This is a genomic window from Thermotoga sp. 38H-to (genome assembly GCF_011057665.1).
In the GTDB taxonomy this organism is placed as follows: domain Bacteria; phylum Thermotogota; class Thermotogae; order Thermotogales; family Thermotogaceae; genus Thermotoga.
This window is the reverse complement of sequence record NZ_LNFZ01000004.1, coordinates 78,553-104,434: the sequence shown is the minus strand read 5'-3', so window position 1 is coordinate 104,434 and position 25,882 is coordinate 78,553. Positions and strand designations below refer to the sequence as shown.

Here is a 25,882-nt window from a genome sequence, read left to right as displayed (position 1 = left end):
CTGTTAAAATTGTACACGAGGAGGTGAAGTAATGAAAGCTCTGATTCTCGCAGGAGGATCTGGAGAAAGATTCTGGCCCCTTTCCACTCCTGAGACTCCAAAACAGTTTTTGAAACTCTTTGGAAACAAGAGTCTCATAAGGTGGACCTTCGAACGTGTTATGGAGGAAATGGACCCAAAAGACGTGATCGTTGTAACTCACAAAGACTACGTTGAGAGAACGAAAAGAGAACTTCCAGAGATCCCTGATGAGAACATCATCGCAGAGCCAACGAAGAAAAACACCGCTCCAGCCTGTTTCATAGGAACAAAGCTGGCGGATGACGATGAGCCGGTGCTTGTTCTACCCGCGGACCACAGAATACCGGACACAAAAAAATTCTGGAAAACGGTGAAGAAATCACTCGATGCCCTGGATAAGTACGGCGGTCTTTTCACTTTCGGCATCGTTCCAACAAGGCCGGAAACCGGCTACGGCTACATAGAGATCGGAGAAGAACTGGAAGAAGGAGTTCACAAAGTTGCTCAGTTCAGGGAAAAGCCGGACTTTGAAACGGCTAAAAGATTCGTCGAAAGTGGAAGATTCCTCTGGAACAGCGGAATGTTCCTGTGGAAAGCGAAAGAATTCATCGAAGAAGCGAAGGTGTGTGAACCATCCATATACGAAAACCTGAAGGATGTCGATCCAAGAAATTTCGAAGAGCTCAAAAAAGCCTACGAAAAAGTACCTTCGATCAGCGTGGACTACGCTGTCATGGAGAGATCGGAAAAGGTGCGGGTTGTGAAGGCGGATTTCGAGTGGTCTGACGTGGGAAACTGGTCTTCCGTGAGAGAAATAGAGGGATACACAGAAGAATCGGACGAAGTGATACTCATCGACAGTGAACGCATCTTCGTGAAAACCCACAACAAACCCATAGCGGTTGTTGGGCTATCTGATCTGATCGTGGTCGACACACCGAACGGGATTCTGATCTGCAAAGAAGAGTATGCTCAAAAAGTGAGAGAGGTGGTCAAGAAGCTCTTTCGTACTTCCTGAGGAAAAGAAAGACAAAAAGAGAAACGATCATGGGAACCAAACCGAGAATCCTGTATGAATCGATAAGACCAAGATTTTCTGCGAGCACACCACCTACCGATGAGCCTATGAACGGCCCTATTCCCATAGCGACCCAGAAATACTTTTGTGCTCTGATCCTTGCGGGACCAAACGTTCGAATGAGAAACATCATGGAGTAATAGATCACTATGTAAGTCCATCCCTGCAAGAGCTGAACCATCAGCAGAGTAGCTGGAGAACTTGTCAGAGTTACCAGCAGGTTTCTGAGACCCACAACGAACACACCCGAAGCGAGCATGAAACCCACACCGAGTCTTTTCACTGTCTCATCGGCCCACAGGAGGAACGGCGTCTCTGTGATGGCCATGAGAGAAAGGGCTATACTCGCAAGAGACACGTCGTAGTTTCTTTCCTTCATCAAAACGGGTAGAAAGACAAAATTGAAATTGTTTGCCGCTATACCAAAGATCACTACAGGGAGAAGGAGCCAGAAGAAAGTGGGAAGAGGTTTTTTGCTTTTTCTTTTTTCTTCCTCACCGAGGTCTACTTCTTTCATCGGCTTCAGTATCCAAAAGGTCAAAAGCATCAAGGCAGTGAAAACGTAAAATATCGTGACGAAACCCAGTCTGATGAGTCCGCTCATCAAAAGCGCTGTGAAAGAGAACCCAAAGGTTCCAAACAACCTGATCCTGCCGTAGTTCATTTTCATCTGGTGTGTGATGTCCACGATAACGGACTCAGCAAGAGGAGTCACCGCAGAGAAGAAGAAAGCGAACACTGACATGAATATGAGTTTCAGGTAGAACTCCTCGAACAGAAACAGCCCCCAGAAGAGGATTCCAGCGAACAGAATCACTTTTTTCAGCCAGTTCACTCTTCCTATGGTAGAGGCGATTTCGAAATTTAGATGGTTCGCGTAGAGTGATGTGATCGGCAGGATAGACATCAGAATGCCTATCTGAGATTTCGAGAGTTCTTCGTTTGCCAGAAACTGACTCAACAGTGAATAAACGGCCATCGTGCCGTAGACAAAGAATTCTATCGACATGAGTCTGTACCGCACAAAGTTCCCTCCTTTGCATAGAAGGAATTGTAACATATTGATTCGCTTCCTGAACTTTTCAGTTCTGTGAGAATTAATTGAAATGATTCGTCAGCTGTGATAGAATAAATTTGGACTAAAAAAGTAGAAAATGGAGGTGAACCGATGCAGCACCTGAAAATCAAAATCTACACAACCCCCACCTGTCCGTACTGTAGAAAAGCAAAGGAATACTTCAGATCGCTGGGGCTCGAGTTCAAAGAAGTCGATGTAACAAAAAACCCAAGAGAAGCCGAGCTCATGGTGAAGAAGACAGGACAAATGGGAGTTCCCGTGATCGAGATCGGCAACAAGATAGTCATCGGATTCGACAAAGCAAAAATCGACAGAATCCTCGGAATATCGTGAAAAGCGGGGGATTCCCCCGCTTTATTTTGTCATACCTCTCTTCAAAATCCTGAGCATGACCTTCACTTCTTCAACGAGTACGTTCATGTCTTTTTTCAATAGTTCAGGCTTACCCTGATAGGTCCTCAGATAGACTTCTTCGAATCCGGAAAAGAACCACATCAGAAATTTCAATGCGATTTCCTCCGTTACATCTTCTGCGAGATCTAAGTCTTTCAACTTTTCCCTTACGAAGTCGAAAAAGACCCTCTGTGATTTTTCGAGGTCGAGAAGTATTCTTTTCCTGAGATCTTCACCCACACTCACAAGTGTTATCAGAAAATCCGCTTCTTCGGGATGAGAAGCAGAGTACTCCAGTTTCTTTTCTATCCATCGTTCCATGAAATCGAAGATGTCTCTATTTCTGTTCTCCCTGAGAAAATTCTTGAATTCCCTCTGCAGTTTCTCTACAACATACCTGTATGCCTGGTAGTACAGTTCTTCTTTGTTCTTGAAATAGTGAAAGATCAATCCCTTGGCTACTCCGGCCTTCTCCGCTATTTCGTCTGTTGTGGCTCGATCGTAACCTTTTTTTCCAAAAACCTCGATCGCCGCTTTCAATATCGCATCTTTCTTCGACAACACGATCCCTCCATTACACAAGAATGTCTTTCTTTGAAAACAGAACGATCGAACTGATCAGAAGAGCTATGTTCACAAGTACAAAGAAAAGACCGGAGAACGTCGGAAAACCGTGCCTTATGACAGTGGAGGGATCTGCGTAGGAAAACGGAGTGAAATACTTCAAAAACTCCGCTTTGTCCGTGATCTTCGATATCATGTTCAAAATGTACAGAACGAACACAGTACCGAGCCCAAGAGAGAGTGCTCCGTCTGATTTTGTGGTACCCACAAAGAAAGATATGTTCATCGATGTGAAGTGGAGACAAACCTGACTAAAAGCGAAGGCAACAAACTTTTCCACTTCAACCGGGCTTGAACTGTAGATATTTGCGAACACGAACAGACTGCTGAACAAGAGCGCATCGAACACGAGGACGTGTGTCAAAGATGAAAAAAACTTCGAGATCACAACTTCAAGCCTCGAAACAGGTTTCGACAAGAGAAACTCAACGGTCTTTTCGTTTTCTTCTCTCGAAATACTCCTCACACCTACCAAAGAAGCGAAAACTCCTCCAACGAGTGTTACGTAGATACTGGACACCATGGCGAGGTAGTTCATGATGTTGGAAAAGTCCATGTCTTCTAACCCAAAGAGTTTCACAAACGCTTTTGGCATTACCTTCATCCACTTTGTTATGAACTTTGTCTCCTTTACCATACTCGGATAGAACGCGGCGTACATGAGCTGAAGGAGAATGAGAACGACCGTCCAAGCGATCGTGCTCTTTATGTACCTCTTCATATCCCATTTGAATATGTTCATTTTTCTCCCTCCCGATAGTAGGACATGAATATCTCTTCAAGAGAAGGTTCCTCCACCCAGAAATCGGACAGTTTCAAGCTACGAAGAATTTCAATGAGTCTTTCAACACTTCCTGAGAAGAGGAACTCTGCTGTGCCGTTTTCAAACTTCAGTCGATTCACTTCAGCCAGATCTTTCAGCTTTTCCAGATTTTCTCCTTTGACCCGGACCACCTTGTACCTTTCCCCTTTGAGATTCTCCACCTTTTCTACCCTGATGATTCTTCCATCCTTTATCATCGCCACACGATCACACAGCTTTTCCACCTCGCTCAGTATGTGAGAAGAGAAAAACACGGTCGTTCCTTTTTCTTTCTCTTTTTTCAGAATTTCAAAGAAGGTGTTTTGAACGATAGGATCGAGTCCATTCGTGGGCTCATCCAGGATAAGAAGTTTTGGCCTGTGCATCAAAGACTGAACGATAGCCACTTTCTTTTTGTTTCCCATGGAGAGTTCCTTGATACGTTTTTTCATGTCGAGCGAGAAAACACCACAGAGCTCCTTCACATGATCCCAGTCTACCCTTTCGTAGAAACTGGCAGAGTACCTGAGAAATTCCTCCACCGTCACTTCCGGATAAAAGCTCACCTCTCCTGGAATGTAACCGATGTTCTTTCTTATTTCTTTTCCTTCTCTCAGAACGTCTCTTCCGAAAACCTCTGCCAGACCAGAATCCGGAAAGATCAAACCAAGAAGAAGCCTTATGGTGGTTGTCTTCCCGGCACCGTTCGGTCCGATGAAGCCGAATATCTCTCCTTCTTCAACTGAGAAAGTTACACCTTCTACTCCTCTGGACTTTCCGTAGTATTTAGTGAGATCTCTCACTTCGATCACCGACACGTTTACACCTCCTTGATTGACTGGTCAGTCAAATTCTAACAAAATAAAATCAGACATGTCAACATGCCTTTGTGGGATGAGATAAATCTCCTGAATTGAAAGCATTCATCATCGAAGAAACTCTAAAATTTTACTCTCGATCTTTTCTCTTTTCAGTTTTGCTATTCTCTCGAGTGAAAACTCATCCTCAAGCCAGCAAACGAATTTGTACCCGAGACAGTAACCCAGGAGCTGCTTCTCAAAAAGTTCATACCACGAACCAAAGAATGGATTCAAAGGTTCTTTTTCTTCTATTCTTCTCAAAAATTCCCGTTTGAGTAAATCTTCGTTCTCTTCACACCAATCGAACCATGCTGACATGTAACCACGAGCCCTGATCCATTCAGGAACGGGATATTTCGAAGAAAAGAGTAAGTCTGGCACCTGGGCAAAACACGAGACAAGAACGAAAGACATCATCAACACCACAATTTTTTTCATACTACCTCTCACCCCGATGGACGTTGTATGTGCGGGTGATCAACCTCCCAACGACCAGAATCAGAAGAGCAATCACCACTCCAAACAGAGCACCGTTCATGTCTATGAACACATCGTACAGCGAAGATCCTCTGTTGTGAAAAACCTGGTTGTACTCATCGAGAACGGCTATCAATGTAGGTAAAGACACTCCCAACAAAATAGAAAACACATACTTTCTAAGATAAGTATAACTAAACGTGAAAGAAAGAATGCCCATTATAAAATAAAGTCCAAAATGGGCAGATTTTCTGACAAGATCTTCCCCCGTTGGTTTTTTGTCAGGGAACCACCATTTTTCGAGTAGAGATCTCAGATTTTTGTACCAATTTGTCCGTGTGAAATCAAGAACACTATCTATCTTTTTGAGAAACTTATAAACGCTCCCGGACTGCCTTCCAGAAACATCAGGGGGCTGCGATGAAAAGTAAAAGACAAGACCGATCCATATCAATATCAGGATTAGAATCAAAAAAGATCTTTTCATCCTATCACCTCAACAGGAATTCTACCATCGTTTCGTACTTCCTATAACTAAATGTTAAAATATTGTTGCACCCAAAAACTCATCAGGGGGTGCTCCTATGAATTTTCCACGATGTAAAACTGTGGAGAAGTCGCTCCCGATCTTCCTCAAGGGTGAAAACGAAGGTGTTTTATTCATCCACGGTTACACGGGATCACCCCACGATTTCGAGTACATGGCAAAAGAGGTGAACAGAGTGGGTTTCACCGTTTCCGTTCCGAGACTTCCAGGACACGGAACCTGTGGTGAAGATTTTCTGATGACAACCGCTCGAGACTGGCTGAGATGCGTCTTCGATGCATATTACGATTTAAAAGCCATATGCGATAGAGTCCATGTGGTTGGACTTTCCATGGGTGGTGTGATCGCCCTGATACTCGCATCTCAGATGAATCCTCCAAAACTGGTCACACTTGCCGCGGCAACACATGTTTTCGACAAAAGGATAGTCCTCACGCCTCTTTTGAAGCTCTTTTCGAAGAAGATGCCCCGCAAAAGCACAGAAAAGTACGAAGATCCGGGCATCGAATACCTGAGAAAAGAGTACTGGTCTTACAACTGGCCCAAGCAGGCAGCGGAGCTCTACAAACTCATGAGACTGGCAAGAAAGAGTGTTTCGAAGATCACATCGGACACTCTCGTCGTTGCGGCAAAGAACGACAACATGGTTCCCATGAAGGCAACCGAGTTCATATACAACAACATCAGATCAGAAAACAAGAAGCTTCTTGTTTTTGAAAAATCCGGTCACGTTCTGAGCAACGACGTGGAGAAGGAAGATGTCACTAAGGCGGTCATAGAATGGCTGAAGGGGGAATGAAGATGGCAGTGATATTCATTCTGATTCTCATGGTCCTCCTGAACGCGGATCAGATGGTGATGTCTCCGAACATAGGAGCGATAGAACAGGAGTTCAACATCACTGATGCTCAGATAGGTCTCGTTGCGTCGTCTTTCACGGTGATAGGGGCTCTTGTGAGCCTTGTGTGGGGGTACCTTGCCGACAGATACAGCAGGAAGAACCTTCTCATCTACTCCATTCTCGTTGGTGAGATTCCCTGTCTCATGAGTGCGTTTTCTCACTCCTACGGAGAACTCTTTTTCTGGAGAGCCCTCACCGGAATAGGTGTGGGAGCGTCCTTTCCCATTGTTTACTCGATGATAGGAGACATGTTCGACGAGGTAAAGAGAGGAAAGGTCGTGGCTCTTATATCTTCTGCGATCTCCATAGGAAGCGTTCTTGGGATGATCGTTGGGGGTTTTTTGGGACCGAAATACGGTTGGAGAGTTCCCTTCATCGTGGTTTCTGTTCCAAACATCGCCCTTGCGATTTTATCCATCTTCGTTCTGAAAGAACCGAAAAGAGGTGCCTTTGAAAAAGGCATCGGTGAACTCGTTCAATCCGGGTACGAGTATCCGAAAGCGCCGAAACTCTCTGATTACGCAAAACTTGTGAAGGTGAAAACGAATCTTCTTTTGTTCTTTCAGGGTATAGCAGGGACTATTCCCTGGGGTGCCATTCCTTACTTTCTTGTGGAATTCTTCAGAAGAGAAAGAGGTCTTTCGGTGGAGACGGCTACCCTTGTTTTCCTCGTGTTCGGTCTTGGAAACATCGCTGGAATCATCCTCGGAGGACTGTGGGGAGCGAGCATCTACGCGAAATCCAGGCCATTTCTACCGCTGTTTTGCTCGATCACAACCGCTCTTGGAACTTTCTTCACCGTTATGACCCTGGACTACGTGGGAAGTCTTCTCGTTCTCATGTTACTTGGTTTCGTCGCTTCTTTCACCGCGAGTCTCACGGGTCCGAACGTGAAGTTCATGCTTCTGAACGTCAACGAACCACAGGAAAGAGGAAGGATATTCTCCATATTCAACCTCACCGATTCGCTCGGAACGGGATTTGGAAAATTCGCGGGAGGAGTGATGTCCGTTGCCCTCGGATCTCTCGGAGCTGCCTTGAAAGTCTCCGCTTATTTCTGGCTTATCTGTGCGGTGCTGCTCTTTGTTCTGGTTTTTTACTTCACAAGGGACGTGGAAAGACTTCAGAAAAGCATGATGAAGCTGGCCAAAGATATTTCTTCTTGAACTCCCAGAGAGTGGAGGTACAGCATGGATCTGAAGGTTCTCCTTTCGGGTTTCTCCTACTCCACGATATTCGGACTTTCTTTTCTTTTCACGAAGAACGCTCTCGATCATGTGACTCCCCTGACTTTTCTTTCTTTCAGATTCAGCGTTGCTTTTCTCACTTACCTTCTTCTTTTGATAACCGGCGTTGTGAAGCTTGGAAAGAAACCCTACTGGAAGCTCTGGAAACTCGTCCTGTTCCAGCCTGTGCTTTACTTTCTTTTCGAAACGTACGGCCTTCAGAGGGTGAACTCCTCGGAAGCGGGTATGATCATTGCCCTCATCCCGGTCGTTGTCAACCTTCTTGCTCCTTTCATACTCAAAGAGAAGGGAGATCTTCTTCACTACTTTCTTGTGGGAATGGGTTTTCTTGGAGTTTCGTTGATAGTTGGTTTCAACATCACGCCTGGGAACATCATTGGGAAAGCCTTCTTACTCTTAGCTGTTCTCTCCGGAGCGATGTACAGTGTGCTTTCGAGAAAGTTTTCAAAAGAGTTCACACCTGCTGAAATCACTTTCTTCATGATGATGACCGGAGCAGTTTTCTTCACACTTTTGAGTCTTTCAACAGGAGATTTCAGACCGGTGTTCAACGTCCATGTGGTAATCGGTACCCTGTATCTCGGTGTTCTTTCTTCCACCGTCGCGTTTTTCCTTCTCAACTACGCCATAGGGAAAATGTCTCCCATCTTCACCACCCTCTTTTCCAACTTCACAACGGTGATTTCTGTGATAGCTGGGGTTGTTTTCAGAAACGAAACGGTGGAAATTCAACAGATTGCAGGGATGGGATTGATAATCGTTTCTATAATCGCAATGGCGGTTCGTAAGGAGTAAATATAGTCTTGTAATAGAATACTTGCGAAGGAGGTGAATTGATGAGGAAAACTTACGAGGTAATACGCGCAATTCTTCGGAAGACAGGACCTATACTGAAGACAAAACTATTGAAATTACTTTTCCTTGTTGATTATTATGCGATCAAAAAAATTGGGAAACAAATAACCGATTTAGATTACAAGAAATATTTTTATGGTCCATATGATAAGAATTTTGAGCTTGTATTGAATAAAATGTATGTAGAAGGTCTTATCCACACGGAGGAACATATTATAGAACCTGGTCCCTTTGAAACAGGAAAAATTAACCTTTCAAATGAAGAAAAAGAAATATTAGATGAGGTACTGCAAAAGTATGGGGAGATGACTCTAAATGAAGTCTTAGAAGAAATTTACAAATTAGATGAAATAAAAAAATATTCCCTCCACTCAAGAATAGGAAGTGAAAAATTTGAGAAAAATAGAAATAGGCCCTTGGTTATGTGATACTCCTGCCAATGACAATCTTTCCGACGTCTTCACGAAATTTGAAAACGCTTCTAATCGACATTTAAGGGAGATCTTGAAACTATTTTTCATCTACATGTTTTTCTCTAGACTGAACAAATTGTATATTGTCTCTCTCGAGCGAGAACCCGATAGCTATGAATTGTGTGTTGCTCATCCCGATTTACTATTGTTCCCAACACTTAGAAAAGGTATAGTTGTCCCCGTTGAAGAAAAAGATATGTTCGAAGTTGAAGACTTGAATTTCCAGATGTGTAAGTTGATATCTTCTTTGAATCTCCTGAAAGTACACCAGGTTCAGAAAAATTTGGAGAAATTATCACGAAGAGTTCTGAAGATACCCAGTGGGAATCTTTATCTCCTCCCCAATCCCCTAAAGAGGGTGGGATTCTTCATGCGGTGTGCTCAGCTTACGAGCCTTAACCACTCCAGGCCGGTCAAAAGCCATACTCCTACCTTGCAATAGACGCGATTTAAAGTGCAAAGCAGTTGTCTGAGATTTAAAAACTGATTCACTTAGAGTTTCCAGAATAGAGAGTCAGAAGGAAACATTGGAAATGGAAAATAGATGATGGCACAGTAGTCGTACACCTGAATCCGCCAAGGAGGGTTTCTCTTGATCCCTGCGATTGTTCTGATAGTAGTTTTTGCTCTCATCAGTGTAAGAAAGTTTGGTAAAGTAAAAATTCAAATGTGGCAGATAATGCTTCTTGGGGCACTTTGTGTCGTATTAACAGGACAAATTTCTATCTCCAGTGCTTTGAAGTCGATAAACCTTGAAGTTATGTTGTTTTTGTTCAGCATGTTCATTATAGGGACCGCTCTTGAAGAAAGTGGATACCTGCATCATCTTTCTTACATCATCTTTAGAAGAACTCGCAACAAAACAGAACTGATCTTTTCAATCGTTTTTGTGTTCGGTATTTTGTCAGCGTTTCTTATGAACGATACTACGGCAATCATTGGTACTCCCGTTGTTCTTCACCTTGCGAGAAGAAACAACATAAAACCGTCGATTCTTTTGATCACTCTTGCTTTTTCCGTGACTGTTGGAAGTGTTATGAGCCCTCTCGGTAATCCACAGAATTTCATTATAGCCACGGCGGGAGTTATAAAGAATCCTTTCTTGGACTTCTTTAGATATCTCGCCTTACCAACTGTTCTTAATCTCCTGGTAGTGTTCTTCATGGTGAGAATTTTCTACAGGAAACATTTCGTAAATGAAACGATTAACCATATCAAAGATTCAATTGAAGATGTTGAACTCGCAAAAATTTCCAAGATTTCGATTGTTCTTCTTTTTTCCCTGATCATTCTCAAAATCATTCTTGCTTTTTTGAAGTCTTCTTTGAACATTGAACTGGTTCATATCACACTTCTCTCTGCCTTACCCATTCTTATTTTCAGCAAGAAGAGAAATGAAATCATCAAAAAGATCGATTGGCATACTCTTATCTTTTTTGCTTCTATGTTTGTTCTGATGCAAAGTGTCTGGGAAACTGGAATTTTCCAATCTATCTTCGAACGCCTGAATTTTGATGTTCTTTCCGTATCTGCGATCTTACTGGTGAGTGTTATCATGAGCCAATTCATCTCAAATGTACCCATGGTTACACTCTATCTTCCAATACTTCTTGAAGCTGGTGCTGGTGTAAAAGAACTCGTTACACTTGCTGCTGGTAGCACAGTGGCCGGAAATTTGTTCATACTTGGTGCTGCCAGCAACGTCATAATCATACAGAGCGCCGAAAAAAGAACGGGAGACACAATCACTTTCTGGGAATTCACAAAAATTGGCCTTCCACTAACGGTAGTAAATATTCTCATCTACTGGTTTTTTTAAAAAACACTCCCTGAAAAAATCCGTTCCCGCTTAAAACTCCCCCCTTTCGAATGAAGCCAAGTTACATTCCACGAGCACAAAATGTTTCTGTATTATGGACAAAAATGATACAATAGGTAACGATATGGTTTATATCGCATATTCCTATTCGAGGGGGGAAATACATGTCGGAAAAAAGCCTCTATGAAATGGCAGTTGAACAGTTCAACCGTGCCGCATCGCTCATGGATCTGGAACCGGACCTTGCAGAGGTTCTGAGGAGGCCAAAGCGAGTTTTGATCGTTGAATTTCCAGTGAGAATGGATGACGGCCACGTCGAAGTCTTCACCGGATATCGCGTGCAACACAACGTCGCAAGGGGCCCAGCCAAAGGTGGCATCAGGTACCACCCGGATGTCACCCTCGATGAGGTGAAAGCCCTCGCATTCTGGATGACATGGAAGACGGCTGTGATGAATCTGCCCTTCGGTGGTGGGAAGGGAGGAGTCAAAGTAGATCCGAAAAAACTTTCAAGAAGCGAACTTGAAAGACTATCAAGAAGGTACTTTTCAGAGATTCAGGTGATAATAGGACCGTACAACGACATACCCGCACCGGATGTGAACACAAATGCAGATGTGATGGCGTGGTACATGGATACGTACAGTATGAACGTAGGTCACACCGTTCTGGGAATTGTCACGGGAAAACCTGTGGAACTGGGAGGATCCAAGGGACGTGAAGAAGCTACAGGACGTGGCGTTAAAGTGTGCGCAGGACTTGCAATGGACGTTCTTGGAATAGATCCCAGGAAGGCAACTGTTGCTGTTCAGGGATTTGGAAACGTTGGTCAGTTCGCCGCCCTTCTGATTTCTCAGGAACTCGGATCAAAGGTAGTTGCAGTGAGTGACAGTAAAGGAGGTATCTACAATCCCGAAGGATTCGACGTGGAAGAACTGATCAGATACAAAAAAGAACACGGAACGATCGTCACATATCCAAAGGGTGAAAGAATAACCAACGAAGAACTTTTAGAACTGGATGTTGATGTTCTCGTCCCTGCTGCTCTGGAAGGTGCTATCCATGCTGGAAACGCGGAAAGAATAAAGGCAAAAGCTGTGGTGGAAGGAGCAAACGGTCCCACAACACCTGAAGCTGATGAGATTCTGTCGAAAAGGGGTGTTCTTGTGGTACCAGACATACTCGCCAACGCTGGGGGAGTCACGGTTTCTTACTTCGAATGGGTTCAGGACCTTCAGGAGTTCTTTTGGGATCTTGACCAGATAAGAAGTGCTCTGGAAAAGATGATGAAAGGAGCATTTGAAGATGTTATGAAGGTAAAAAAGAAATACAACGTCGACATGCGAACTGCTGCTTACATTCTCGCGATCGATCGTGTTGCGTACGCCACAAAGAAGAGAGGTATCTATCCGTGAAAAAAGCCCCACCGGTCGGTGGGGCTTCGTATTTATCAAACTTCAACCCATGGATACTCTTTTCTTGCAAGCTCATCCACCGCCTGAAGGAGTGCCACTCCCGCTTCTGTCAGTGCGTTTTCTGCTATGAATTTGGATATCCTGGCGAGGTTGACAGTCTCATCGAAGGTTTCCGGATCAACACCGAGTTCTCTTTCTACAGCTTTCCAGCTCTCCGGGTTTATCCTGATCCTCTTCTCCCTCATATGAAGTCCACCGTGTGTTCTTATAGCCTGAAGAAGCCTGATCACAAGGGGTGTCACCGGTGCTTCCACGTCGTCGGAAACAGCAGAGAGAGCTCTCTTCATGAGTTGACCTGCTTCTGTGAGCGTGACAACGTTTGTGGGCAAAATCTCCACCAGATTCTTCGCTTCGAGACTGTCGAGTGCAATTCTTTCCTCCTCTGAAAGATTCATATCTTCGATAAAGACACCCGCTTTGTACGGAACCTTTCTGAGAACCTTCATTTCCACGTTCGTTATGAGTGGCCTTCTCTCAACTTCGACAGAAAGCCTCGCGTAGAGGCGACCAGAAGAAGTGGGAGCTGCATCGCTGACGAGACCTTCTTTTCTTGCCTGTTCGTACCACTCCACGTTTGGAGCTGCGAACTCTTTCTTTGTCATGGTGATTGATTTCACACCGACAGCTGTGATACTCCTGAGGTTCTTTCTCTGATCTTCGAGCACTTCTTCACCATAGCTGGTCAACTCGTACACAAGTGTTCTCCTTGCTCCGTGTCTGTGTTCTCTCGACTTCAAAAGGCCGAAACCTTCAAGATTGTAGAGTGCGAGTTTCACGGTGAGGTCCTTTCTCTTCCATTCCCAGTCTACTGCCTTTTCTATCTGCTTTGGTTCTGGGAAGACATCCTCTTCCTTTTCATGCCTCTTCCAGAGCTTGACGATCACTTCCAGGAGTCTTGCTTCGTCCTCCGAGATCTGGAAAGCGGGAGTTATGAGGTAAGGACCCTTTTTGTATATCTTCCACGCGAGGTAGAGATGCTCCGCCATTGGGTGAAGTTCTCCCGTCCAGTCGATGAGGCCCCTTTCAAGAAGTACGTTCCTTTCAAAGTCACTCAACCGGTTACCTTCGTAAGCCTTCGCAACGGTGTCCAGAACGAGTTCGTCGAGGATCAGTTCATCCGTCACAACAAGACCCTTTCTGAGCGCCGCTCTGATTTGCTGTCCGAGTCCTGTGAGAGCGTAAATGTCGGACTTCGGAACAGAGAAGGCTATCATCCTCATCGCTTCGAGCTGGAGAAGTTCATCTCCCTCTACTGGAAGCGTACTGGACTCCCCCGGGCCCTCCACCATCTTTCTCAGGTACTTCGCAACTTTCGAATTTACGATCAGTCTGGGATGTGAAGCGTGGTAAACCTCATCGAGAGTGTAAGCGTGAGGTGTGAGGTTTCCTTCCTTCGCAAAGCCTCTCTCTTCAAGCGCTTTAGCGACTTCTCCTCTTACCCTCGACTGAGCCAGCTTGGAGTATCTGATCATGGAAATGACTTCGGAACCGATCCACCTGAACGAGTCGTCCCATTCCTCAGGATTCTTCAAGACACCTTCTCTTATCATGTCCGTGAGGAGTTCTCCAAGGATGTTACCAGAAAAGGTCAGATCGTACATCTCAACACCGACGGGTTTGACCAGGTCAGCAAGTTCAAGGTGCCACAGCGTTTCTCTGTCGAAGTCCTCCCATTCCTTTACGCTGAACTCTTCTCCCTTCTCGTAGAGCTTCTTCAGCACGATCGCATGCCTTTTTGTTACAATCATTAATGCCACCTCCTTTTCTATGTGTCTTCTCGCATTAATATTTTACCACTCAGTTTCTTATGAAAAGTGAAATAGAAGGTAATCCATTCGGACTGGTACTTATTCCCACGTAGAAACTACCGGAGGAAATATCGTTCATGTTCAAAAATCCGCCAACTGTGATATAGAACTTGAGCCCTTCCATGTACACCTCTTGGAAAAGGTGATCATAGATAACGTGCTCCTCTTCTCCATTGGAAAATCTCAGTCGAGCGATTCCCAACGTGTTCCCCGTGTTTCTGAGAAGAATAAAACCATCGAAAAGCTCTGCACTGTTTTTGAAAAGCGTCTGGGCAAAAGACACGTCGTAGGAGAAATCCTCCGAGTTTAAAAGCTGAAACTTGATGTTTGCGGAGAAACTTCCGTCTTTTCCAAGCGCTGAAGTCAGGCCAGCGAAACAGAACAAACTGTTCAGATCGAAAAGGTGTGAGAGGTCGTCATTGAGAAGATTCAGGGACACCTTCAAAGAGGAAGGCATATCCAGCAGATACGTTCTGAGATCGACACCCACTCCAATGTTGTTAGCGGCTCCTGCTTCACTGTTCAGAGATGTTTGGGTCGAACTGAAGTTCATTTCAAAGGTAACGTCGAGTCGTGTGTTTGCGGAAACAGGAAAATCACCTAAAACCCCCGTCAAACCGAAACTGTAATCCCCAGAAGAGGAGTATTCACCGTACGCTGTGAAATTGTCCCTGGAAGCCACAAAGCCGGTGTATTGATTGAAATTTCCCTTCAAATCAACAGACGGCATCAAAAACAGGAAGGTGTTGTTTTCCACGTTCGAGAACATGAGGAAAAGAGAGAAAGCGTTGTCAAAATACACTGGAAACCACATCGCAGGCTGGAAAAACTTTCTCAGTCTGAAGCCGAACTCGTTTCCAGTGGAAAACTTTTTGCCTTCTATCACAAAAGGTTCACTCTTTTTCACTTCGACCACCACAGGTTCCATACTCAGATCTTTTCTGTAAACACCCGTTCCCCCTGTCTGGCCGTATGGGATGTAACTTATGTAGTAAATTTCACTTCCCTGGATCACAAAATCTTCCACGAGGCTCTTCGATGAAAGTCTGTGGAGTTCTTTCTTCTCAAGATCGTAGTAGCAGGGAACGGTGTGTTCTCCTTCCACCTGAACGAATATTATTCCATCTTTCCAGAACTTCACGTACGGTCCTTTCATTGTTTCGTTTTTCAGTTCAAGGATGACTTCTCCGTTTGTTTTCAGAACGATAATGTCGTTTTTCTCTGTGAAGAGCGCCACAAAACGATCTGATACGTCCATGTACCTTATGAATTCGTCGAGCGTGGTGTGAAACTCCGATCCTTCTATTGTTGCTTTTCCTGTCTTCGTATCGTAAAAGGCAAGGTAAACCTTTCCGTTTTCCACATCGAAAGCGCTTATGTTCCCCTTTGAAATCTGTCTTCCACCCTTCACATCCCACAGGACATTTTCGTAACGGTTGAAAGATTTTTCTTTGGTGAGCACGTAGATCTTCTCTCCATCGATCTTCACGTCCAGAACGTTTCTCACGGGAATCTTCTGAACTTCTTTCCCATCCAGGTCAAGGATCTTCAAAATCTGTTTTTTCATCCCCGTGTACGAAGTGGAGGGCCCGTACTCTTCCGAAAGGACAACCAGATGGTCCCCGTACAAATCGATCTTGTGAAGCCAGGTGTTTTTTGCGCTGTATACAAGATCTCCCTGAGGGTACTCGTGTTTTGTGAGAGAATAGATCCAGTCCGTGTAGATCTCTTCGCGCGTTTTTCCAAAGACCTTCTCGTATGGGTCCTTGAAACCCTCAAAGGCAAAAGTACTGAACGTTTTGGAAGTTTCCCTGAAAAACTCCTTCACTTTCTCAAGGCCGTACGTCTCCACAAGGTAGCTGTAAAACCCGGCTGTGAAGTTGTAGTACAGAAGCCCGTCTCTGTAGTCGTCATCGGGTGCTACTTTTATGTAACCAGGAGATGGAAAGTTGGGAAGTGAGTAGTAGAACAGACCATTCGAGAAAAAAGGATTGTTTAGTCTTCCAGATGAGATCGAGAAAGAGCTCTCGTTGAAAACGGTAACACCCTCCACCAGGTCGCTGAAGAGTTGGGGATAAAGAGGAATTCCCGTGAGTTTTGTTACCGTCTTTCCTATTTCGTCCTGATAGGTGAGATGGCACATGTGGGAGAATTCGTGAATGAGAACGTAAGCGTACCAGTCCTCGAGAGAAAGGCGAAAGGAAAGCCAGCTTTCAGGGGGCCACAGGTAGACCACAATCGTTTTATGAAAGAAAGGCATCGTGTAGCCATTCGAGATGGTGCCCCTGTCTTTGAGGACAATAGTTATCCGTCCCGGGTCGTTTCCAACGAGCTCTATCACCTTCGGCCTGATCGCCTCGAAGATGTTTCCAACAAGAACGGCGTTTTCAAAGTATCCTTCTGGATAAACAACATCCGCGTGCTCGAAGTGGAGAACACCGGAGAAGAGTTCTGCAACAAGTAAAAGAACGACGGCAAAAAACAACCTCTTGATCAATGTATCACCCCTTCCTTTCGTTTAACCACTTTCTCAACGTCTCGGCTTTCTCTACCCTGCCCAGTTTCAAATATGCCTGATATTCATACTCCAGGGATAAAACCGGTATTTTCATTCCATGTGTTTCTACAAACCTTTTGTATTTGTTCAAATCTACGGGATCTTCCCAGGTTCCATCTTCGAGCCGTTTTCGAATATCTCCCATAATTTCAACTTTTATTCCATCGATAATTAATTCACCGAAATGAGAACAGATTTTTTCCGTGGAAGAAAACCTGACCTTTTTGCTTACGAACTCAGAGAAAATGCGTTCGATTTCATAAGCTCCTTCTTCATCAGTTTGAATGTCGATATCGTGAACTTCAACAGGAACTCCCTGCAGCGCAAAACTGAGACTACCTGTAACTACCCAGTTCACTTTCTCATTTTTCAGTCGGTCGTATATTTTACGAAGAACGCGAAGATATTCGGGCCTTATCATCTTCTCATCTCCCCAGACAGCTTTTCATCTAAATCATACTTTTCACCATTATGTTATCACTCCAGAAAGTCAAAAAGAGAAACTTTTGTAACTTCCGCCCCCGAAAGCAACTTCCGACCCCGGAAGTGATATAATAAAGATGGAGGTGATCGACTTGCTCTTCTCCCTCACTCCCAAGACGAAAAAGGAAGATCTCTTCGACAGAGAAAAAGAACTGAAAGACCTCGAAAAACTGCTCCAAACCTACCCGATCGTTGTGATCACCGGTCTGAGACGGGTTGGAAAGTCCTCCCTCGTGAAAGTCTTTCTGAACGAAAGCGATCTCTTACACATAACCGTGGACGGAAGAAGACTCTACGAAACATCGGGAGGTAACATCTCATCCCATCATCTCACAAGATTTCTCGGAGAAGAGCTGTCCAGAATATCGAAATCTCAGAAACTTATGAACGTTCTCAAGAGGGTCCGTGGGATCACGGTGAGTGGAACATCGATAGAACTCAATCCAAAGGAGTTCAGTCTCTCTGATCTTCTCGAAAAGCTGAACGAAACGGCAAAGAGGCGAAAGAAAAAGATGGTCATCTTCTTCGATGAGGCGCAGTATCTAAGATACTACGGCTCTCGCGGCGGAAGCGATCTTCTGGCACTCCTTGCCTACTCCTACGACAACTTCGAAAACGTACGCTTCATCATCAGCGGTTCAGAAGTCGGCGTTCTCCACGATTTTTTGAAACTCGAAGACTACAGCTCACCCCTCCACGGCCGTGGAATAGGTTTTCTCACGGTGAGACCGTTCACCTTCGATCAATCCGTGGACTTCCTCATGGAAGGCTTTCGAGAGGTGGGAGAGAAGGTCAACTTCGACGTGGAAGAAATCGTGAGAGAAATAGACGGCATAGTGGGGTATCTCGTCCTGTTTGGAGTGAAGTACCTCGAAAAGAAGAACAAAGATGAAGCGCTGAAAGAGGTGTTCCATGCCGTGAAGGCCCTTTTTGAAAAGGAAATGGAAGAGCTCAGAAAAAGGAGCGAAAGGTATCCGTTCATATTGAGACAGATCTCAAGAGGTATAAACACCTGGTCTGCTCTGAAAAACATCTTTCGCGCAAAAGGCGACTTCATCGGTGACTCCCGATTGTACTCTCTCCTCGAAACTCTGGAAAAGATGTCCTTCATAGAAAAAACACAGAACGGATACAGAATAGTTGATCCGGTTTTTGAGAAGATTTTGAGCGAATGAAACGGAGAGATTCGCTACTTTCCTTCCGTGGTTTTCCGGTACTCTTCTTCTGTAACAGGTCCAAACCACTCTGCAGGACCGAGATGAACCTGTGTACTGATACCTATATGTACGAGTTCTTCATTGGGGGCCGCGCCATGCCAGTGAACCACGTTCGGTGGTATCTCCACCACATCACCTTTTTTCAAAACTCTTGCGGGTTTTCCTCTTTCCTGGTAAAAGCCTCTTCCCTGGGTCACGATCAGGATCTGCCCTCCTGGATGGCTGTGCTAGTGTGTTCTCGCTCCTGGCTCGAACACCACGTTGTATACCTGTGTGTTGAATACTCCGTTTTCGTCAGTAACCAGCATCTTCACCCAGACGTTCCCAGTGAAGAAGTCGCTCGAGCCTTTAGAACCCTTTTCAAAGATATCATCCACCATGGTTGTACCTCCTCTTAGTGGTTTTTCATGTTTTTCACCCAGAATTCTATTGCTTTGTCAATCCATCCTTCCGCAATGGTACCTTCTCCAAGCCCAAAACCATGTGAAAGCCCAGGAAAAACAATTATTTCTGCATCAGTTCCATTTGCCTTAATCCTTTTGATCCTGTCCATCATAACCCTGTAAGGTACGATTGGATCGCTTGTTCCTACAACTGCGAATGTTGGTGGTTCTTTCCCAGTAACATCTGTCAAAGCAGTATATTGCATTATTACAGCTGCCGGACGTGGATATCTCTTTTCTCCAAAACTCTCAGTACCATGGCTTCCGACCCACGCTACAACACGGGCTCCAGCAGAGCCTCCCCACAATGAATAATCCTGCATGTCTATTCCAAGTTCATCGGCGTTCTCATATAGAAACGCAATTGCTCTTGCAAGATCTTCACAAGCAGCTTGAGGATCTGGACGATAAATTAAAGCAAAAGCGTTGTATCCTCTTTTGCTGAGTTCAAGAGCATGTGGAAAACTGTCTTGCATTGCTCCGACATATACGAATCCTCCACCCGCAACAATAATAGCTGTCTTTGCACCTTCATTACCACGAAAGAAAAACAACCCTGTGTCTTTTTTGCTTGGATCCTTTAATTTTTCTTCATCGGAGTAGATATCATAGAAAATAGTTTCCCCTGCATCAGCCCGTTTTTTAAGATAATTAACAATTTCTACCGTTTTACTTGGGTTGATATTGCTATACCACATGAGAGAAAGTTCTCCAAGAGTATCTCCACTGTAGTAATTTTTGTTTGTTGGAAAAAGAAGTCTACCAAAATCCTTAAAAGCTGGATATTTAATTACCTCTTCAATTTTTGTATTTACAGTAAAATCCTCTTGAGATTGGCTCTTCTGCAAATTCGTCTCAGCCTCCGACAAACCTTTTTTGATATTATTTTGAACACCCCAAAATGCTTTCAACCCGTTGTAGATATACTCCATTGCAGCCTTCATATCATGAGAATACCCCTCCTTAACACGAAACGCAAAATTACCGTCATGTCTTTCATCGATATTGATAAAATAAGGGGACATTTCCATAAGCTCTACTCTGGCTTTATCGTAGCTGTACGCAAAGTCATTTGTTCCTGTAATAATGAAGACAAAATAATCATTCAGATCATGTCTACGAGCTGTGGCAAAGATCTCCTCATCATCCAGAGTGGTACCGCAGCTCATCGGCAGGAAATAGCGGAAGTAATCGAGGGCGTATTGGAATGTTCGCCAGGTTGCAACCGCACCCATGGAAAACCCTCCGAATCCACGATGGTCACGGGAAGCGATTAGGTACTCTCTTGACGTGCTTGCAGCATAGGTGCTGTAGGTCCCTTCCACCGCAGGGATCAAATCGTTCACCAATTCATTATGGTAGTTCCTTGTCAACTGCATTGCCAGGGAAAAGCTGGTAGAATCCAGTCCATTTTCATTCGTGTTGTTATAAGTCGGACATACTATGATCAGTGGCCTGATCTCTCCTGCAGCAATTGCATTATCAATGATATTCTTAAGCGGAGAGGGTCTATCTGGAGTGCCGAGCATGGTGGTTTCATCTCCCCAACCACCGTGCATCAGATAAAAGACATCGTATTTTCGGTTTTTATCATAGCCATAAGGAAGATATACGATTGCACGTTTTTTAATGATCTTTGATTTTTCAGAATAGGAGAAAGATTCATAAGTGTCATAATATAATTCCACCAATGTTCCTGGTTGAGATGATGGTCTGAAATATTCGTTTGGAATCTCTTTCAATTCCTGAGGAATCTTTATGTTTATTACTTCTGATGCCACATTATCACTTCCAAAGCCCAGAGTCCACACAAGAAGGGTCAGCACAATCATCGAAATATTTCTCATTTTTATCATCCCAGAAAACTATATTTTCCGTGAACAAATCCATTTGACGATCTCGGGATCCCTGTGGGAGAAGAACGCACTCTGCCCTTCATCGAGCGTTGCGATCTTTTCCATGTCTTCCTGCGTGAGTTCAAAATCGAAGATACTGATGTTTTCTATCATTCTCTCTCTTCTCACAGTTTTGGGAATGGCAACGATTCCTTTCTGGGTGAGCCATCTCAGAATGACCTGCGCAACCGTTTTGCCGTACTTTTCCGCGATCGATCTGAGCACTTCGTTCTGGAAAATGTTTTTTCTTCCCTCAGCGAAAGGACCCCAGGCTTCAGGCTGGATGTTGTAATTTCTCATGAATTCGATCTCCTCTTGCCTCTGATAAAACGGATGAATCTCGATCTGGTTCACCGCTGGGATCACCTCATGATGAACGATCAAGTCCATCAGTCGATCAGGATGGAAATTGCTCACACCTATGGCTCTTACCAAACCATCTCTGTACAGCTCTTCCATAGCCCTCCAGGCACAGTGTATATCTCCAAAGGGTTGGTGAATGAGATAAAGATCGATGTACTCAAGCTGAAGCTTCTTCAGAGACTTTTCAAAAGCCCTCTTTGCAGACTCATAACCTGCGTCCTGTATCCAGAGCTTGGTGGTGATGAAGAGTTCTTCCCTCGAGGTGAGTCCTTCTTCGATAGCCCGTTTGATGGCCATTCCCACAGCTTCCTCGTTCATGTAGGCTGCTGCAGTATCGATGAGTCTGTAACCCACCTTGATGGCCTCATAGACACATTCTTCAGTCTTTTCTGGTGGTATCTGGAAAACTCCGTATCCCAGAATAGGCATTTCTACACCGTTGTTCAAAGTGACTTTTGGAACCTGCATGGTAACACCTCCCATCGATGAATTCATGCTTCTGAAGTTCTCGTACCAACCTTTCCCGCTACCGTGAAAAAGATCGAAGAAGGTACAAAAATAACGGACACCAACAGCACAGAATGTTTCATAGATACGTCATCTTTTCCATATCCTCAGGATATCTTCCACCTTTTATTTCTATTCTTGAGAGAGCATCGTTTATTTCCTGGAGCTCTTCCGGTGTGAGTTCAACAAAAGCCCCTCCGATGTTTTCCAGAAGGTGTCTCAGTTTTGTTGTGCCGGGTATGGGAACGATCCAGGGTTTCTGTGCAAGAAGCCATGCGAGAGCTATCTGTGATGGTGTCGCACCCTTCCGCTCAGCGATCTTTTTGAGGAGTTCTACGAGTGCAAGATTTTCCTTCAAATTCTCTTTCTGAAAGCGTGGAATCCTGCTTCGAATATCTTCCTCATCGAACCTGGAGTTTTCGTTTATCGTTCCTGTAAAGAATCCTTTCCCCAGAGGACTGTAAGCCACAAAGCCTATTCCCAGTTCTTCACAGGTGGGAAGTATTTCCTCTTCAGGTTTTCTCCACCACATGGAGTACTCGTACTGCACCACATCAACAGGACAGACTTTATGAGCTCTCCTTATCGTTTCGGCGGAAGCTTCGCAAAGTCCAAAATGCTTCACCTTACCCTCTTCTATGAGTTCCTTTACAGTCCCAGCTACTTCTTCTATTGGAACGTTCGGATCCACCCTGTGCTGGTAAAGAATGTCTATGGCTTCCACCCTGAGCCTTCTTAGAGAACCTTCCACTGCTTTCTTAATGTGTTCCGGCCTACTGTTCAGACCTTTCCAGCCTGGCCTTCCATTTTCGTACAGCTCGAAACCAAACTTCGTTGCTATCACGACCTCACCTTTGAACGGCTCGAGTGCTTCGCCTACGAGTTCCTCGTTTGTGTAAGGACCGTAAACTTCCGCAGTATCGAAGAAGTTGATACCAAGCTCCACGGCTGTTCTGATGAGTTTGATCATCTCTTTTCTGTCTGGAAGATTCTTCTGGCCGAAGCTCATTCTCATACAGCCGAGTCCTACGGCAGAAACCTCAGGTCCTCTCTCTCCAAGTTTTCTCTTCGGAATGCCCATGTTTTCCCCTCCTTTCGCTCTAAAACATACCGCTATCTGCTCCGGAAACGTTAGAAAGATATTCTCGAATATTTGCCTGATTTTCCATCAAAGGGTAAAATCTTAACAGAAAGGAGATGAAAAAAATCATGGATGAATTCGATCACACTCGGAGAAAGCTGATTGAAAGGATTTTACATCTCACAGAAAAACAACCCGTGGTGAGACCACTTCCGGGTCTGACTGTGGGCAGGAGGGAGTCTCCTACAGAACCTTCCACTTACATTCTTCCGCCATCGATATGCATCGCAGTTCAGGGTGCAAAGCGCGTTCTCATTGGAGAAGAGTACTACATTTATGACGTGGAGAATTTTCTTCTCAACTCTTTCGACATTCCCGTGATTGCCCAGGTGATAGAAGCTTCTAAGGAAAAACCTTATATCGGAATAACCTGGGAGATAGACATGGAGATCCTCATGGAGATCGTTGTTGAGCAAAAGCTCAATACAAGACCCACCGCGTCATCCCGCGGTACATCGCTGGGGAAGGTCACTTACCAGCTCTTAGACGCTTTCAAAAGGATGCTGGATCTCCTCGATGAACCGGAACACATTTCCGCACTCCTTCCCGTGATAAAAAAAGAGATCATCTACAGGCTCCTTGTGAGCGAACAGGGATCAAAACTCATCCAGATTGCGCTCTCTGGAAAGAACGATGTGATAGCAGCATTGAATTATCTGAAAGAACACTTCAGCGAACCCGTGAACATGAAAAAGCTTGCCGAGACCGTCGGAATGAGCGTGTCGACTTTTTATCAGAATTTCAAGATTCTCACCGGCATCACTCCTCTTCAGTACCAGAAAAAGCTTCGATTGTGCGAGGCAAGGAAGCTTCTCATGGCAGGAAACGATGTCACAACCGCAGCCTACCAGGTGGGATACGAGAGCCTCTCTCAGTTCAGCAGAGAGTACAAAAGATTCTTCGGTGTTTCTCCTTCACAGGATGCAAAGAATCTGAGGGAAGAACCTCACACGAGGATCCTTTATTGATTGCAGATGATGGTGCTTCTGTGCTATAATATGCTCGGAGTCGGTAATTAGGTGAGAATAATTAAAAAGGGGAGATTCCTATGGAAAGAGAAAAAGTGGAACTTTTTAAGGAAGTGCTGAAAAAACTCCACGAAGGTGAGAACGTGGAATCTTTGAAAAAACAATTCGGAGAACTGCTCTCGCAGATTCCACCGTTCGAGATACCCGTCATCGAGCAGGAATTGATAAAAAGCGGTGAGATAGACGTAAGAGACATCATCAAGATGTGCGATCTTCATGTTGAGTTCTTCAGGGGAGCCGTGTCAGAAGCCGGCAGAGAAATAGAAAAGCTCCCGAATGGACACCCGCTAAGGACGCTCTACGAGGAGAACAAACAGATACTAAAAGATGCGGAAGCTTTGAGTTTGCTTGCTTCCAGCACGTTCTCTCTTCCAAAAGACGATCCTCGCAGGAAACAGTTCTACGAAAAACTCGTGCAGCACGTCTCAGGGCTTCACAGAATAGGTCTCACCCATTACACGAGGGAAGAGATGCTGATATTCCCATACATCGAGAGAAGAGGTATCACAGCCGTTCCAACAGTCCTCTGGTCCAAACACGACGAGATCAGATTGAAGATAAGACTCCTTCTCAATCTTTTGAAGAAAGAAGAATCTGATGAACGGCTGAAAGAAGAAGCCCTGGAACTTTCAAGGATGCTCTCAGACATGGTCTTCAGAGAAAACAACATACTCTATCCGACACTGAAGGTTCTTTTCTCTGAAGGTGAGTGGAAAGCGATAAAGCTGCTGGAGAAAGACATAGGATACTACAAGATTGAAGTGACAGACGAGTGGGAAACTTCAGCGGAGCCTGTTCTTCCACACCAGATGGATCCAACCGTTTCCCCTGAAACTTACGAGAAACTTCCCGATGAGATCAAAAGGGTTGCCGGAATGCTCACTCCAGACACCGAATACTCGTTGGTTCGAGACAACGATATGGAAATAGAAAGTGGTTATCTGTCTTTGGAAGAACTGAACGCTATTTTCAAAACGTTGCCGTTCGATATAACCTTTGTGGATAAACACGGAAGAGTACGTTTCTTCTCTGGAGGTCACAGGATCTTCCACAGAGCTCCCACCGTTCTTGGAAGACCGGTCCAGTTCTGTCATCCCCCAAGGAGCGTTCATATCGTGAACAAAATTCTCAAGGCTTTCAAAGAGGGAAGAAAAGAACCTGCGGAGTTCTGGATCAACATGGGTGACAGAAAGATCCACATACGATACTTCCCGGTCCTGGACAAAGAGGGAAACTATTTGGGAACACTGGAAGTGGTGCAGGACATCACAAGGATAAAAGAACTCGAAGGAGAAAAAAGGCTCCTCGACTGGAAAGACTGAAAAAGCGCAGGTTCTCCTGCGCTTTTTTCAATCACTCGTTTTGTAACCCATAGGTCTTCTCTTTGTTGCCCAATTTAAACGATGAAATTTATGTTTTCTGATAGTATATAAGTGATAAATTATATAAGAAGGTGATTATATGAAGCTTCATGAGTTGTTCCATATCCTTTCAAACGAAACCAGGCTGAAGATTTTAACTCTTCTTCTGGAGGAAGAGATGTGCGTTTGTCAGATACTGGCAAATATAGGAACAACTCAGCCGAACATTTCACAGCATCTCCATGTTCTCAGAAACCACGGCATTGTCAAATCTCGCAGAGAAGATTCCTTCGTTTACTATTCGATCGATGAAAGATTCATCGAAGAATATCCGTTCCTTTTCACTATTCTCGAACGTGCGAGAAAGGAATATGATGTTAAGACCGTTAACTCCTGTTCTTTACCAAATCTATCAAATAAGGAGTGAGA

Annotated in this window: 25 protein-coding genes and 2 pseudogenes; 13 read left to right on the top strand and 14 right to left on the bottom strand. The window is 44.6% G+C overall.

The genetic code is table 11. The features are described 5' to 3' along the window. Positions 1-31: 31 nt before the first annotated feature. Entirely contained in the window at positions 32-1,039 is a 1,008-nt protein-coding gene (locus tag AS158_RS09055) for a mannose-1-phosphate guanylyltransferase (RefSeq protein WP_038053638.1), read from the top strand. Here the strand turns inward: AS158_RS09055 and AS158_RS09050 are convergent. Beyond that, a complete protein-coding gene (locus AS158_RS09050) occupies positions 1,014-2,123 on the bottom strand; it encodes an MFS transporter (RefSeq protein WP_011944129.1) in 1,110 nt (369 codons plus the stop codon). The two genes, AS158_RS09055 and AS158_RS09050, sit on opposite strands and share 26 nt — an antisense overlap. Positions 2,124-2,267: 144 nt before the next feature. Here AS158_RS09050 and AS158_RS09045 point away from each other — a divergent pair, with 144 nt between their 5' ends. After that, positions 2,268-2,510 carry a glutaredoxin family protein gene (locus tag AS158_RS09045; protein ID WP_011944130.1) on the top strand — a complete coding sequence of 81 codons (243 nt, stop codon included), beginning with the start codon at positions 2,268-2,270 and terminating at the stop codon, positions 2,508-2,510. 21 nt (positions 2,511-2,531) lie between these two features. On the opposite strand, the gene AS158_RS09040 is transcribed toward AS158_RS09045, so the two are convergent. The 5 genes from AS158_RS09040 to AS158_RS09020 all read right to left on the bottom strand — a co-directional run bounded on the left by AS158_RS09040 (position 2,532) and on the right by AS158_RS09020 (position 5,820). Then, positions 2,532-3,134: a TetR/AcrR family transcriptional regulator gene (locus tag AS158_RS09040; protein WP_156105083.1), complete on the bottom strand. Its 603-nt coding sequence runs from the start codon at positions 3,132-3,134 to the stop codon at positions 2,532-2,534. Between the two features lie 10 nt (positions 3,135-3,144). After that, on the bottom strand, positions 3,145-3,936 hold the full coding sequence (locus tag AS158_RS09035) for an ABC transporter permease subunit (RefSeq protein ID WP_165304890.1): 792 nt from the start codon (positions 3,934-3,936) through the stop codon (positions 3,145-3,147). Beyond that, on the bottom strand, positions 3,933-4,814 hold the full coding sequence (locus AS158_RS09030) for an ABC transporter ATP-binding protein (RefSeq protein WP_011944133.1): 882 nt from the start codon (positions 4,812-4,814) through the stop codon (positions 3,933-3,935). Before AS158_RS09030 ends, AS158_RS09035 begins: the two co-directional genes overlap by 4 nt. A gap of 108 nt (positions 4,815-4,922) precedes the next feature. Next, positions 4,923-5,294: a hypothetical protein gene (locus AS158_RS09025; RefSeq protein WP_011944134.1), complete on the bottom strand. Its 372-nt coding sequence runs from the start codon at positions 5,292-5,294 to the stop codon at positions 4,923-4,925. 1 nt (position 5,295) lies between these two features. Next, positions 5,296-5,820 (bottom strand): VanZ family protein, encoded by a 525-nt coding sequence (locus AS158_RS09020; protein ID WP_011944135.1) that lies wholly within the window; start codon positions 5,818-5,820, stop codon positions 5,296-5,298. 97 nt (positions 5,821-5,917) lie between these two features. Here AS158_RS09020 and AS158_RS09015 point away from each other — a divergent pair, with 97 nt between their 5' ends. The 7 genes from AS158_RS09015 (at position 5,918) to gdhA (ending at position 12,590) form a co-directional block, all read left to right on the top strand. Next, a complete protein-coding gene (locus AS158_RS09015; RefSeq protein WP_165304888.1) occupies positions 5,918-6,679 on the top strand; it encodes a carboxylesterase in 762 nt (253 codons plus the stop codon). A gap of 2 nt (positions 6,680-6,681) precedes the next feature. Then, positions 6,682-7,947 (top strand): MFS transporter, encoded by a 1,266-nt coding sequence (locus AS158_RS09010; protein WP_011944137.1) that lies wholly within the window; start codon positions 6,682-6,684, stop codon positions 7,945-7,947. A 24-nt stretch (positions 7,948-7,971) separates the two neighbouring features. Next, the gene (locus tag AS158_RS09005) at positions 7,972-8,823 is read left to right on the top strand and encodes a DMT family transporter (protein WP_011944138.1); all 852 of its coding nucleotides are present in this window, start codon (positions 7,972-7,974) and stop codon (positions 8,821-8,823) included. A 41-nt stretch (positions 8,824-8,864) separates the two neighbouring features. After that, positions 8,865-9,311 carry a type II toxin-antitoxin system antitoxin SocA domain-containing protein gene (locus tag AS158_RS09000; protein ID WP_011944139.1) on the top strand — a complete coding sequence of 149 codons (447 nt, stop codon included), beginning with the start codon at positions 8,865-8,867 and terminating at the stop codon, positions 9,309-9,311. After that, the gene (locus AS158_RS09345; protein WP_235280331.1) at positions 9,277-9,798 is read left to right on the top strand and encodes a hypothetical protein; all 522 of its coding nucleotides are present in this window, start codon (positions 9,277-9,279) and stop codon (positions 9,796-9,798) included. Before AS158_RS09000 ends, AS158_RS09345 begins: the two co-directional genes overlap by 35 nt. 150 nt (positions 9,799-9,948) lie before the next feature. Beyond that, positions 9,949-11,175: an SLC13 family permease gene (locus AS158_RS08990; protein ID WP_241241286.1), complete on the top strand. Its 1,227-nt coding sequence runs from the start codon at positions 9,949-9,951 to the stop codon at positions 11,173-11,175. 164 nt (positions 11,176-11,339) lie between these two features. Further along, on the top strand, positions 11,340-12,590 hold the full coding sequence (gene gdhA, locus AS158_RS08985; RefSeq protein ID WP_011944141.1) for a glutamate dehydrogenase: 1,251 nt from the start codon (positions 11,340-11,342) through the stop codon (positions 12,588-12,590). A gap of 35 nt (positions 12,591-12,625) precedes the next feature. Here gdhA and AS158_RS08980 read toward each other — a convergent pair whose 3' ends face one another. From AS158_RS08980 to AS158_RS08970, 3 genes are read right to left on the bottom strand one after another with little or no spacing between them, the layout of a single operon-like run. Further along, a complete protein-coding gene (locus AS158_RS08980) occupies positions 12,626-14,398 on the bottom strand; it encodes a DUF505 domain-containing protein (protein WP_165304887.1) in 1,773 nt (590 codons plus the stop codon). A 49-nt stretch (positions 14,399-14,447) separates the two neighbouring features. Then, on the bottom strand, positions 14,448-16,955 hold the full coding sequence (locus AS158_RS08975) for a hypothetical protein (RefSeq protein WP_004080523.1): 2,508 nt from the start codon (positions 16,953-16,955) through the stop codon (positions 14,448-14,450). Positions 16,956-16,959: 4 nt separating this feature from the next. Next, positions 16,960-17,436 (bottom strand): hypothetical protein, encoded by a 477-nt coding sequence (locus tag AS158_RS08970; RefSeq protein ID WP_004080525.1) that lies wholly within the window; start codon positions 17,434-17,436, stop codon positions 16,960-16,962. 139 nt (positions 17,437-17,575) lie between these two features. On the opposite strand from AS158_RS08970, the gene AS158_RS08965 reads away from it, so the two are divergent. Next, entirely contained in the window at positions 17,576-18,673 is a 1,098-nt protein-coding gene (locus AS158_RS08965) for an ATP-binding protein (RefSeq protein WP_156105084.1), read from the top strand. Between the two features lie 14 nt (positions 18,674-18,687). On the opposite strand, the pseudogene AS158_RS09380 reads toward AS158_RS08965, so the two are convergent. The 5 genes and pseudogenes from AS158_RS09380 to AS158_RS08945 all read right to left on the bottom strand — a co-directional run bounded on the left by AS158_RS09380 (position 18,688) and on the right by AS158_RS08945 (position 23,004). Then, positions 18,688-19,095, bottom strand: a pseudogene (locus tag AS158_RS09380) (cupin domain-containing protein). 14 nt (positions 19,096-19,109) lie between these two features. Next, positions 19,110-20,102 carry an alpha/beta hydrolase gene (locus tag AS158_RS09375; RefSeq protein WP_346774454.1) on the bottom strand — a complete coding sequence of 331 codons (993 nt, stop codon included), beginning with the start codon at positions 20,100-20,102 and terminating at the stop codon, positions 19,110-19,112. Positions 20,103-20,378: 276 nt separating this feature from the next. Beyond that, positions 20,379-20,990 (bottom strand): annotated as a pseudogene (locus AS158_RS09370) (alpha/beta hydrolase-fold protein); the annotation flags it as partial. Positions 20,991-21,023: 33 nt separating this feature from the next. After that, a complete protein-coding gene (locus tag AS158_RS08950) occupies positions 21,024-21,884 on the bottom strand; it encodes an aldo/keto reductase (RefSeq protein ID WP_038053658.1) in 861 nt (286 codons plus the stop codon). 118 nt (positions 21,885-22,002) lie between these two features. After that, on the bottom strand, positions 22,003-23,004 hold the full coding sequence (locus tag AS158_RS08945; RefSeq protein ID WP_038053661.1) for an aldo/keto reductase: 1,002 nt from the start codon (positions 23,002-23,004) through the stop codon (positions 22,003-22,005). Between the two features lie 128 nt (positions 23,005-23,132). Here AS158_RS08945 and AS158_RS08940 point away from each other — a divergent pair, with 128 nt between their 5' ends. The 3 genes from AS158_RS08940 (at position 23,133) to AS158_RS08930 (ending at position 25,880) form a co-directional block, all read left to right on the top strand. After that, positions 23,133-24,032, top strand: a complete 900-nt coding sequence (locus AS158_RS08940; RefSeq protein ID WP_206516533.1) for an AraC family transcriptional regulator — start codon at positions 23,133-23,135, stop codon at positions 24,030-24,032. A gap of 80 nt (positions 24,033-24,112) precedes the next feature. Next, on the top strand, positions 24,113-25,414 hold the full coding sequence (locus AS158_RS08935; RefSeq protein WP_038053664.1) for a DUF438 domain-containing protein: 1,302 nt from the start codon (positions 24,113-24,115) through the stop codon (positions 25,412-25,414). Positions 25,415-25,553: 139 nt separating this feature from the next. Beyond that, positions 25,554-25,880 (top strand): metalloregulator ArsR/SmtB family transcription factor, encoded by a 327-nt coding sequence (locus AS158_RS08930; protein WP_011944154.1) that lies wholly within the window; start codon positions 25,554-25,556, stop codon positions 25,878-25,880. Positions 25,881-25,882: the final 2 nt, after the last annotated feature.